Here is an 11444-nt window from a genome sequence, read left to right as displayed (position 1 = left end):
ATGCTGGAGTCGCGGAAGGCGCCGCTCTTGAGGTCGTTCTTCTTCGCGTTGAGCTGCGTCTGCATTGTCGACGCGGATTCCTTGATGCGGTCCCACAGGGCCATGCCAGCTCCGTACGTGTCTCGGGGTGAGTGCAGACCGGGGTCGGGCTGATGCAGACCAGGCCACGGTCTTCTACATTGATGTAGAAGTTACCAGCAGGGGGCGGAGAACCAGGTCTCTCCGCCCCCTGCGAGCGAGTCCTTCACCGCTTTGCCGGTGGTCTCGCGGTCAGCTGTCCTCGCCCTCGTCCTCGTCGTCGCCTTCGAAGAAGTCGCCCACCTCGTCGACGACTTCGGCGGCGACCATGCCGCCGACGACACCGACGGCGAGTCCGGCGGCGCCGGCGGCGATCACGGTGCCCATACCGGGGCCGGAGCGGTGTCCGTCGTGGTGGCTGTCGTGGTGCTTGTCGGGTCCGTGCCCGTATCCGTGGCCGTGCGCGTAGGGGTCCTGGTGCCCGTACGGGGCGTGGGAGCCGTACGACGCCCGGTGCTCGACGAGCTGGCGGATCCAGCCGTCGACCAGGGTGTTCCAGTCCTGGTGGGCGACCGCGTCGTGGGAGACGGTGAAGCGGGTGAGCGCGTCGTGACCCTGGGAGAACAGACCTCCTCGTTTGTCGGCCTCCAGGACGATGTCCACGCCGGCCGGGTTGGCGAGGAAGGTCACCTCGATCTCGCTGATCTGGTGGGCGTACCGCGGAGAGGGGTTGAGCTCGATCTCCTGGTAGAAGGGCAGCTGCTGGCCGGTGCCGCCGATGTGCCCGTATTCCAGGTCGGCGGACTTGAAGCCGAAGCCGAGCTGGCCGAGCGCTTCGAGGACGGCCTCCTGGACGGCCAGCGGGCCCACGGTCAGCTGGTCGAGATCGCCCTTGTCCTTGGCGCCGGCCACGGCCAGCTCGGTGCGGACGCCGAGCACGATGCCCAGGGACTGGCCGTACAGCTCGGTGACCGGGGTCTCCCACGGCAGCATCACGGTGAACGGGATGCTGTGCGGCCGGCCCGCGGCGAGCCGGAAGCCGCCTGCGACGGTGAAGCGGTCGAAGGTGACGACGCCCTCGCTCTCGCCGTCCCCGTGCTCTGCCTCGACCCGTGCCACCAGCTCCAGGGTGATGTGCTCGATGTCGAAGTCGGCGTCACCGCCCTTGAGGTGGACCTGGCCGGTCAGGGCGCCGCCGGGCAGGGCCGCGCCGGGGTTGAGGACCGTGTCGACCGTGGGGCCGCCCACGCCGAGCGAGCCGAGCAGCCGTTTGAACACCATCGCGGCGTTCACTCCTTACGTGCGTCTGTCCTGTCGGGGTGTGCCGTGTTCCGGAAGGTCGCGGCACGGGAACAACCGGGAACACCCGGCCGTTCGCTACAAACGTGTAGAAGCATAGGCGTGGGCGGGCTCGCCGGCGGGTAAGTCCCGGACCCCGACCTGGAAAAGTCCGAAAACCGGCCCATTGCAGGGGCTGCCACGGGCTTGACCAAGGAGCTTTGCTCTCCCTTTACCATAAGGGGGAGAGTGTCCACACTCTCCCCACCGCGGGTCGACCCGACCCGCCGAAACGAGAAGGAGCCACGGTCCCGCCATGGGTGAGCCTCCCAGTACCAGCTGTGCCATGCCCCGCCCGCAGCCCGCGCTGCCTGTGAGTGAGGGACGGGGGGTGGCTCGGTGACCGAGGTCCTGCTGCTCCTGGTGGCCCTCCTCCTCACACTGGCCTGCGCCGTGTTCGTCGCCGCGGAGTTCTCCCTGACCACCGTCGAGCGCGGTGAGCTGGAGCGCGCCGCCGAGGCCGGTGAGCGCGGTGCCGAGGGCGCGCTGAAGGCCGTACGCCGTCTGACGTTCCAGCTGTCCGGCGCCCAACTCGGCATCACGGTCACCTCGCTGGTGATCGGCATGCTCGCCGAGCCGTCGCTCGCGGTGCTGCTGCGCGGCCCGCTCCAGGCGGTCGGCCTGGGTGGTGCCGCCTCCTCGGTGGGCACCGTGCTGGGCGTGGCCCTCTCCACCGTCGTCCTGATGGTGGTGGGCGAGCTGGTGCCCAAGAACTGGGCGATCTCCCGGCCGCTGGCCGTCGCCAAGGTGGTCGCGGCCCCGCAGCGCGGCTTCACCGCGACCTTCGGGCCGTTCATCCGGCACCTGAACAACACCGCGAACCGTTTCGTACGCCGCTTCGGCCTGGAACCCGCCGAGGAGCTGGCCTCCGCCCGCGGCCCCGAGGAACTGGTCGCGCTGGCCCGGCACTCGGCCGCCGAGGGCGCGCTGGAAGCGGACTCCGCCGAGCTCTTCGTACGCACCCTGCACCTGAGCGAGCTCACGGCGGAGAACGTGATGACCCCGCGGGTCGACGTCCGGGCACTCGAAGCGCACGCGACGGCGGCTGACGCGGCGAACCTGTCGTACGCCACCGGCCTGTCCCGCTTCCCGGTCTACCGCGACAGCCTCGACGAGGTCATCGGCACCGTCCACATCCGCGACGTCCTCGCCCTGCCGCCCGAGAAGCGGCAGCTCACGCCCGTGACCGAGCTGGCCACGGACCCGCTCCGGGTCCCGGACAGCCTGACCGCCGACCGGCTTCTGGAGCGGCTGCGGGCGAACCGCACGATGGCCGTGGTCATCGACGAGTACGGCGGCACGGCGGGCGTGGCCACCGTGGAGGACATCGTCGAGGAGGTCGTCGGCGAGGTGCGCGACGAGCACGACCCCGTCGAGGTGCCCGACCTGCTGCCCGGCCCCAGGACGAGCGACGGCCGAGGCGTGTGGGAGGCCGACGGCTCCGTCCGTATCGACCAGCTCACCGAGATAGGGCTCACCGCACCGGAGGGCCCGTACGAGACCGTGGCCGGCCTCATCGCCACCCGCCTGGCACGCATCCCCGCCAAGGGCGACGTCCTCGACCTCGACGGCTGGCAGCTGGAAGTCCTCGACGTCGAGCACCACCGGGCCGACCGCGTCCGGATCACCGAACCGGCCCCGGTTCCCGTTCCGGCGGGGGAGTCCCGATGACCGTCCTGCAGCTTGCCATCGGTGCCCTGACCCTGCTGACGAACGCCTTCTTCGTGGGCGGCGAGTTCGCCCTGATCTCCGTTCGGCGCAGCCAGATCGAGCCGCGGGCGAAGGAGGGGGACAAGCGGGCCCGAATGACCCTGTGGGGCCTGCAACACCTCTCCGCGGTCATGGCCACCGCCCAGCTCGGCATCACCGTCTCCTCGCTGGTGCTCGGCGCGGTCGCCGAACCGGCCATCGCGCACCTGCTGGAGCCCGTCTTCGAGGCGGCCCGCGTCCCGGACGGGCTGGTGCACCCGATCGCGTTCGTCATCGCGCTCGCCGCGGCGACGTATCTGCACATGCTGATCGGCGAGATGATCCCGAAGAACATCGCCCTCGCCGCCCCCGTGCCCACCGCGCTGCTGCTCGGCCCGCCCCTGATCGCCCTCACCCAGGCGCTCAGGCCGGTCGTGTTCGGCATCAACGCCTTCGCCAACGCGCTGCTGAGGCTGCTGCGGGTGGAACCGAAGGACGAGGTCGAGGCGGTCTTCACCGACGACCAGCTCGCACGCATGGTCGTGGACTCCAGCGAGGCCGGGCTACTGTCACCCGCCGACGGCGAACGGCTGCGGGACGCGCTGGAGCTGGGCACACGCCCGGTCGGCGAGATCCTCGTCCCCGCCGGGACGATGCGCACCGTCGGGCACACGGTCACCCCGGCCGAACTGGAACGGACCGCGGCCGAGGCGGGCTACTCCCGCTTCCCCGTCACCGGCCCCGACGGAACCCTGATGGGCTACCTGCACATCAAGGACACCCTCGGCGTCACCGAACGCGACCAGCCGTTCCCCCGCAGCGCGCTCCACCCGGTCACCCGCGTCCGGATCGACACCCCGCTGGACGACACCCTCACCACCCTGCGAGCCGACGGCAGCCACCTCGCCGCGGTCACCGGCCAGACCGGCGCGGTCATCGGCTTCGTGACGATGGAGGACGTCCTGACAGAACTGGTCGGCCCGGCACCCGTCACCACGTGAGCGAGTCGGCCGTCCTGCGCGCCCTGCGCAGGACGGCCGACGGGCGCGGTGCGCACATCCAGCGCGGTTGTGCTGTGTCCGGTGTGATCTTCGGGGTCGCGTACTCGCGTACTCGCTGTTCAAGAGGTGGGCCGACGACGACCCCGGCTACCCGATCAGCCTGCTGGATCCGTGGTACCTCACGTGGTTCCTGCTCGCGCTGTTCATCTGGCGGCTGACCACGCCGCTGCGGCAGGCCGCCCGTTGGCCACTGCCACTCGCGCTCGCCATCGCGGCTCCGGCCTCCGTCCCATCCGACATCGGTGACGATCTCGACCTGCAACGCGTCCTGCGGTTCCTGCCCTTCTTCGTGCTCGGGCTGTGTCCGAAGCCCGAGCACTTCCAGTGGGTACGACGCCGGGAGGTGCGCCTCCTGTCCGTCCCGGTCCTCGCGCGTGCTCCGGGTGAGGGAGCCGGTGCGGGCCGCGGCGCGCTGGAACGCCCGTGGTACGGGCGAACAGTCCCTGTGCGCTGAGGCCGGGCGGCCACCTCGCCGGCGCGCGCACCCGCAGCATCGACGGGCCGGCAGCGGGACACCGGCGGCGTGAGGGCAACAGCGCGGCGTCACCGCAGCGCGCGGGCGTCGGCGAGGAACACGTCGAGCACTCCGTCCGCGACCCGTACCGGGCCTTGAGGGCGGGTCTCGCCCGGTATCGTCTCGATGGCGCCTGCCCGCTCGGCCAGCGCGGCCGCCTCGTCGAACAACTGCTGGGCGCGATCGTCGTCGCCGGACAGGCGGGCGCGGAGCGCGTCCAGGGTCCGTTCGAACGCCGTTCCCCACAGCCGCAAGGCATCCAGCCATGGACCGCAGTCGGCGACGAAGCCCTCGTCCGCGACCCCGTTCCTGATCTGCTCCGGCGCCGTGGCGAGCAGTCGCGCGTAGGGGAGCAGGCCGCGCAGCGCGGCCTCCTTGGCACCGCCGTCCCAGTCCGCGCGGAACCGATCCAGCCGGGCGGCCAGTTCGGGGGCCGCCGGCTGCCAGGGGTCCGTGCCGAAGGTCGGTGCCAGATGCTCGACGTCGAAGAAGGCCAGCAGCGCCCGGACCGTGTCCGGGTCGCCTCCCGCCAGGTGGTCGGCGGCGGCTCGCCAGGCCCGCAGCGGGTCGTAGCCGGTGTCGTTCCAGGCGAAGTCGGCGCCGCCGAACAGCGCGACCTTGCTCGCCGCCGCCTGGTTCATCGGGTTGAGGACCAGGCCGGACAACTGCGCGTGCAGCCCCGGTTCGCGCTCCGCGTAGGGCGCGAGCAGCAGTCGGCCCTCCGCCTGACCGTAGTCGTTGACCGGGTAGTTGTCCCACAGGAACACCTTGCGGCCCCACACGCCGGCGGCTCGGGCGGCGTCCTCGACGGTGATGCTCGGCGGCACCACGTCGGTGCCCGTCCACATCACCTCGATCCCCGGGTCGAGCTGCTCGCGGATGGTCTTCTTGTAGGCGGTCTCGGTGACGTCCCCGTACTCGGTCGGCACCATCTGCAGCGGCTCAGTTCCCTCCCTGTCCGCCAGGAAATCCCGCTGCAGCCTGTTCAGCAGATCCACCTGCGCTTGTGCCGCGGACTGTCGCGACGGCGCCCCGTACGCCGCTTGGTCGCCTGCACAGTTCCACCGCGTGTAGCTGATGTCGTCCAGCGGTACGGAGAAACTGCGCACCCCCAGGTCGTACACGGCCTGGAGCTTGGCCTCCAGCGCCGCCCGGTCCCCGGGGGAGCTGTAGCAGATGGAGACGCCGGGCGAGAGTGCGAAGGTGAAGCGCACATGGTGGTCCGACGCCTGCCGTGCCAGCTCGCCCAGCTCCGCGAGCCGCTCCGCCGGGTACGGATCCCGCCAGCGTTCGCGGTGATAGGGGTCGTCCTTCGGGGCGTACAGGTAGGTGTTCATCTTCAGTTCGCCGTAGAAGGCGAGCTGGTCGAGGCGCTCGGTATGCGTCCACGGGCTGCCGTAGAAGCCCTCGATCGCGCCACGCAGCGGCATCAGTGGGTAGTCGACGACCGACACCCCCGCGACAGTCGGGCCCGAGGTGAGCTGCCGCAGGGTCTGAGCCGCGTAGTACGTGCCGTCTCCGTCCGCGCCGGCGAGGACCACCGAGCCGCCGTCGCGGGCGGCTCGGGAGGCCAGCGCGTAGCCCTCGGCGGGGAGGTCGTCCGGAACCCGGCCGCCCGCCGCCCGCAGTGCCCGGGTCACCCGGGCGTCCTCGATCCCGCCGACGACCACGGTCAGTTCGCCTGCGTGGCGCCGTCCTGCCGGGAGGGGAGCCACCTCGATGTCTGCGGCACCCGCCTCGCGCAGCACGGAGACGACGAGGTCCAGGGCGGGCCGGTCCACGTCCCCGGCGGTGAGCACTCGTGCCCGGGCGGGCACGGCCAAGGTGTCCCCGTTGCCTTCCATGTGCTGTGGACGGGGTGTGACGTCGGGCAGGGCGGCCTTGCCGCCGGTGGTCCCGGTCGTGGCCCCGGCGGGCTCCGCGTGGGCCGCCGGGAGGGAACCGGTCAGCAGGCAGAGCAGAGCGAGCACCGCGACGGCGAACCGACGTTGGGCGCGGCGGGTGCGGTGAGCGCGGTGGCCGCGGAGGACGGAGTGGTTTGGTGTTGGACCCATGCCTGGCGTTCCCCTCGGTGTGGTTGCGGGCATCGGATCGGCGTCGACGGAGCGGGAGTCCGGGGCGGGCAGCGTGATCCCCGGAGCGGGACCGACTGTCCGACCCCGAAGGGACCGACTGTCCGGCCCCGAACCGCCCGTCGGCCACTGCCGATTCGGAACGTGCATGACCTGGCGTGGCGCTTGTCCTCGGTGGTCGTTGCCGGTCCGGGTGTGCCGGACCGGCGCGGTCCGGTCCTACCAGCCCAGTTCGGTTGCGGTGGCGCAGCTGCGCCGACCTGTCACGGACACCGCCTCCAGCTCCAGGCGGGTCGTCTCCTCGTCCCCGTCCCGCGCCAGCGCGGACACGCAGTAAGCGCCGTCGTAGGTTCGTCCCAGCCACTGCCTGCCGTTGGCCGTTCGGCGGAAGATGTCGTAGTGGGCCACGCCCGCCGGCTCGAAATCCCAGCTCAGATAGACACTCGCGGTACCGTTCGCCCGTACCGCCCGGTCCACTGTGAATTCGGCGGGGCAGCGCGGAGCAGGCTCCGGTACGGAATCCGCCAGTCGCAGCTCGCCGATGTTGACGGCGATGTCCTCCGCCCCGAGTGCGCCGGCCACCAGGGACACGCCGACGGCGGCCACGGTCCGGCCGGCCCACTGCCCGAGCGCACCCGTCCAGTGCGACCAGCCGGCGCCCGTCGCTCCGTCGACGGTGAGCCAGGCCGTCTCCGTGGGGGCGTCCTCGAACACGAGGCCGACTCTCAGTACGGGGCCGTCACCGCCGGGCGCCGCGGCGGAACCCCGGTGCACGAGGCCGGCGGTGGAGGTGGGGGTGAGCCTCAGCCGGGTCTTGTAGAGCCGTACGACCACCGACTGCGACGGGCCGAGTGCACCGGTGAGGCGGAGCGAGGACCCTCCGTCGTAGGCGGCGGTGTGGTCGTAGTCCACCCGGACCGCGTCGCTCGGAGCTCCGTCGGCGTCGCGCACCCACCACTGCCAGGTGGGCAGCAGGTCCTGCACGCCGATGTCGAACCACGGCTGGTCGCCGACCCGGGCACCGTCGATGAAGAAACGCTCCCCGGTGCCAGTGCAGAAGCGCGTGACAAAGGGCAGCTCCCCGATCACCGACTTCTCCACGATGTGGTGGGCCGCGCCGTCCCAGCCCGCCGGGTCGAGCGGACGGCTGCTGTCGGGCTGCCGCGTACGGCCGGAGCGCGAGGGGTCCTCGGCCGGCCCCGACCACAGTTGGCGCTCCCGTGCGTAGGCGGGGGCCTGCGCGGCGAGGGTGCTCTTGTCGCCCTCCACCGTGTACCAGACCATCTCGGAGCCGAGGAAGGCCCAGCTCGTACGGGGCTCGGCCCCTTCGGGGAAGACAGCGCGGGGATCGTAGGGCTGGGCGAACCGGTACATGCCGATCTCGCTGCCGGCGTAGACGACCTCGAAGGGGTCGAGCCCCAGCGAGAGCGCATGGGTGCGCGAGGCCTGGATCTTGGCCGAGTTCCACCAGTAGTTGAGGAAGACGCTGGTACTGATCCGCTGTCCGCCGGAGACCACCCAGGGGGAGTTCACCTGGTTGAACTCGTTCTGGTAGGAGATCCGGCCGTCCACCGTCAGGGAGTCGTACCACTGGAGGTGGAAACCGCTGGGGGCCTTGCGTGCCATATAGCCGAGCATCTCCATCAGGAGCTTCGCCTGCGCCGCGGAGATGACGGCTTCCTGGTTGATGAAGTACCCGTCGAAGCCGAAGTACTCCGCCATCGCGATCAGCTTGTCGGCGGTCGGGAAGGTGCCCTGCGAAGTCTTCTCGACGATCTCCGCGAAGTTCTCCGGGCGGGGCCAGAACCAGCAGCCCAGGCTGAGGACACCGTTGCGGTGCGCCGCGTCGGTGTACCCGGGATTGGGCAGGTTGACCAGCCCGTACGGCGGGTTCGTCTCGTCGTGCCGGCCGTCGAGCGGTAATCCGTGCCAGGAGGCGTGGAGATCGGCGTACTGCCAGAACCGCAGGGCGTACGCCTCGGCGCCCGGCCCGTACGGATACCCCTCGGTCTCCCAACCGGGCTGAACATAGTCATTGGCGAGAACGGCCAGTCTGGGGCGGGAGTCGAGACCGCGCCGGGCCTGGGTCGGCTCGAAGGGGGCGATCCGCCGGGCGAGGGGGACCCGTGAGCGCAGATAGCGGGCGTTCCGGTCGGTGTCCGGGTTCCACGCCTTGATCTGCGGGCCCGAGTACCCGTGCATCAGGGGAGGTTCGGGGCCGAAGTCCGCCGTCGCGGCTGCGGTGGCCGTGGACGTACGGTCCGATGCGGTATCGGCCCGGGCGACCGGGGCTCCGGCGCCCGCTGCCGGGAGAGCGGTCGCGATCAGCCCGGCGCCCGCGGTCTGGAGGAAACGCCGGCGTCGCAGCTTGGGAAGGCGTTCCGGCTCTGCCGCCGGAACGGGTCTCTGGGGCGGGCCTATCTCGTCAACGGGCATGGGGATCCCCTCCGGCAGACACAGGGCAGGCCGACGCACCGCACGCACCGCACGCACCGTGCGGCGCAGAACGGGGCCGACACTAAAACGCTGAAGTTGGCCCTGCAAGAGGGACATGACGAAGCATCAGCTCCAGCGGTACGGGACAAATGGCGTGATCCGCCACCCAAGACGGGAGATCCCCGGAAGCAGGGGCGGAACACAACACGCCGAGGGTTCCATGATCGTCGAGGGTCGTCGTCCCCGGCTCCGCGATATCGCCGACCTGGTGGGGGTATCCGAAGCAGCGGCTTCCTTCACCCTGAACGGGAAGCCCGGTGTCTCGGAGGCCACCCGTCTCTGTCGGGAACCGCCTCCATGCTCCATGTGCACCTCCGGGTCGAGTCCTTCGAGAAGACCGGGAGTGACCTCGGGTTCAGCGACTGCCGCGCTCTGTCCACCGACTTCTCGGCGGTGGCCGGGGAGGCCGTCACCGAGTCCGTGCTCCGCGGAAACCCGCGGCCCACGGCTCTGATCTACGACAACGAGGTGCTCGCGGTCGCCGGTGTCGACGTCATTCGCCGACAGGCACTGCGCGTCCCCGGCGATGTGGCGATCGTGGTCTGGGAGGACACCGTTCCTGAAGACTGAGCGGGAGTGAGTTCTGTTGCCAGAACTCATGCTCAGTCGGACGCCCCGAACGGTGTTGGGTGTCCTGGTTCCCCGCGTTCGCTCCGCGTCCGGCGCGCACGGATCGTGTCCGTGGTCCGGGAATGCGGGGGCGGCCCGCGGCCGGAGGCCGCTGATGGGCAGAGCCTCACGCCCCGGGGTGCCCGGTCGGGCCTGGACGGTCCGATGCCCCTGCTCATCACTCCGGTGAGCAGGGGGCGGTGCCGTCCTCCCTCAGTGCCTTAAGGGCCTGGGAGGTACCCCCAGCCGGATCGGGTGCCCCAGGGCGCGCCTGCCGATCGCCACGGCGGCTGCGTCGTGGCGCGTGGTCTTGCGTGTTGTGGTGGTGAGGGGTTTCTGCCAGTGCTGGACTCCCCAGCGGCTGGTGTAGGCCGGGTCGACGGCGACGATGGTGATGCCGAGTTCGGCCGCCATGGACACGAGCCGGGCCCGCAGCCTGGACACGGGCATGCCGGAGATGAGCTTGCGGAAGCGTGTGCGGCGGCCGTGCTTCTCGCGGGTCTTCTCCGCCTGGAAGTCCAGGTCCTCGACCGCGATCGCGAGGCTGTGGCGTTTGGCCCAGTGCAGCAGGCGGTTCAGGGCGTGGCGGACCTGGGCGTCGCGGTGGGCGGCGGTGCCCGTGAGGTCGTAGCCGAACCAGAGGGGCTCGCCGACGGGGTTGCCGTGCGTGTCGAGGCGCCGGGCGGCCAGGTGGTCGGCGTTGGTATCGACACCGATCATGCCCCTCGTGCGGACCGTGGCCAGGGGCACGGTCTTCACCGGGGGACCGTCCACGACGCGGTCAGGTACCAGCGCCCCCGCAGCACGTCTTCATGAATGCGGTAGGCGACCGCCCGGTTCGCGGTGACGCGGTCACGCCACTGCTCACCCCGGTGCGCGAACGCCACCCCGGAGGCGAGCACGTACAGGCCGTGTGAAGCGTTGGCCAGGTGCGCCAGCGGCGCGGGGAGCTTGAGGGACACCTCACCGTCGGGAGAGACACGGATCGTCTCGTTGCCGAACCGCTTCCCCGACTCCCCATCGGCCTGAAGGAAACGGCGTCCGGCCTGCCACCGCGAGCGCCACTGTTCCTCGGTGAGCCGGGCGGCGTCGAGGTGGTGACGGGAGTTCAGCAGCCTCTTCCCACCCCGCACCACGCCCACCCGTCCGGCCTCCCAGTCTGCCCGGGCCGCCTCCAGACGATCGACGAGCACCTGCAGACGCCGGGTCTTGGTAAACCACTCCTGCCGGGTGCGGTATCCGCCCGGAGCCTTCTTGCTGCCCTTCTCACCCACAGGCAGGGAGAGGCGATGCGCGATCGTCCTGACCCCGGCTTCCAGGCTCTGAATGCGCGCGAGCTGCCCGCGCCGCGCCAGCGCCCACTGATCATGAGTCGCCTTCGTGATCGACCCGGCCCACCGAGAAGAAGAGTCCTTCGTCAGGGCCCGCTTGCGCTGCGCCCACTGGTCTGTGTCGTGCTCCAGCCCCGCCGCGCACCGCACCTTCAGATCCCGGGAGGTGAGCGTACCGAGCAGATCACCGACCAGACGAAGAACCCTCTCGTCCCCAGCAGTCAGGTGCTTGAGCCGGTCGCGGACCGCAACCCCGGCAGGGCCGGGCACCACGAACGGCGCCGCCAACTCTCGCAGCCCGCCCATCCCTCACCCC

6 protein-coding genes and 3 pseudogenes are annotated in these 11444 nt (G+C 70.9%); 4 read left to right on the top strand and 5 right to left on the bottom strand.

The annotated features are described in order from the left end of the window. Nucleotides 1–104 (bottom strand): annotated as a pseudogene (locus tag FPZ41_RS40430) (Tellurite resistance TerB); the annotation flags it as partial. 166 nt (nt 105–270) lie between these two features. Continuing rightward, a complete protein-coding gene (locus tag FPZ41_RS40425) occupies nt 271–1299 on the bottom strand; it encodes a sporulation protein (RefSeq protein ID WP_152869075.1) in 1029 nt (342 codons plus the stop codon). 396 nt (nt 1300–1695) lie between these two features. Here FPZ41_RS40425 and FPZ41_RS40420 point away from each other — a divergent pair, with 396 nt between their 5' ends. The 3 genes and pseudogenes from FPZ41_RS40420 to FPZ41_RS40410 all read left to right on the top strand — a co-directional run. Next, nucleotides 1696–3027 (top strand): hemolysin family protein, encoded by a 1332-nt coding sequence (locus FPZ41_RS40420; protein ID WP_131570815.1) that lies wholly within the window; start codon nt 1696–1698, stop codon nt 3025–3027. Then, a complete protein-coding gene (locus tag FPZ41_RS40415; protein ID WP_152869073.1) occupies nt 3024–4046 on the top strand; it encodes a hemolysin family protein in 1023 nt (340 codons plus the stop codon). The genes FPZ41_RS40420 and FPZ41_RS40415 overlap by 4 nt, the downstream gene beginning before the upstream one ends. A 106-nt stretch (nt 4047–4152) precedes the next feature. After that, nucleotides 4153–4485, top strand: a pseudogene (locus tag FPZ41_RS40410) (acyltransferase family protein); the annotation flags it as partial. 164 nt (nt 4486–4649) lie between these two features. Here FPZ41_RS40410 and FPZ41_RS40405 read toward each other — a convergent pair. Both FPZ41_RS40405 and FPZ41_RS40400 read right to left on the bottom strand, forming a co-directional pair. After that, nucleotides 4650–6674, bottom strand: a complete 2025-nt coding sequence (locus FPZ41_RS40405) for a beta-N-acetylhexosaminidase family protein (RefSeq protein WP_152869071.1) — start codon at nt 6672–6674, stop codon at nt 4650–4652. Between the two features lie 237 nt (nt 6675–6911). Beyond that, nucleotides 6912–9128, bottom strand: a complete 2217-nt coding sequence (locus FPZ41_RS40400; protein ID WP_152869069.1) for an endo-beta-N-acetylglucosaminidase — start codon at nt 9126–9128, stop codon at nt 6912–6914. Between the two features lie 357 nt (nt 9129–9485). Between FPZ41_RS40400 and FPZ41_RS40390 the strand changes: the two genes are divergently transcribed. Further along, the gene (locus FPZ41_RS40390) at nt 9486–9758 is read left to right on the top strand and encodes a substrate-binding domain-containing protein (protein WP_152869066.1); all 273 of its coding nucleotides are present in this window, start codon (nt 9486–9488) and stop codon (nt 9756–9758) included. Here the strand turns inward: FPZ41_RS40390 and FPZ41_RS40385 are convergent. Next, nucleotides 9745–11434, bottom strand: a pseudogene (locus FPZ41_RS40385) (IS200/IS605 family accessory protein TnpB-related protein); the annotation flags it as partial. The gene FPZ41_RS40390 and the pseudogene FPZ41_RS40385 sit on opposite strands and share 14 nt — an antisense overlap. Nucleotides 11435–11444: the final 10 nt, after the last annotated feature.

It is taken from the genome of Streptomyces acidicola, from assembly GCF_009377235.1.
Lineage (GTDB): Bacteria > Actinomycetota > Actinomycetes > Streptomycetales > Streptomycetaceae > Streptomyces > Streptomyces acidicola.
Note: the sequence above shows the minus strand (reverse complement) of the source record. Positions and strands in the feature narration are given on the sequence as shown.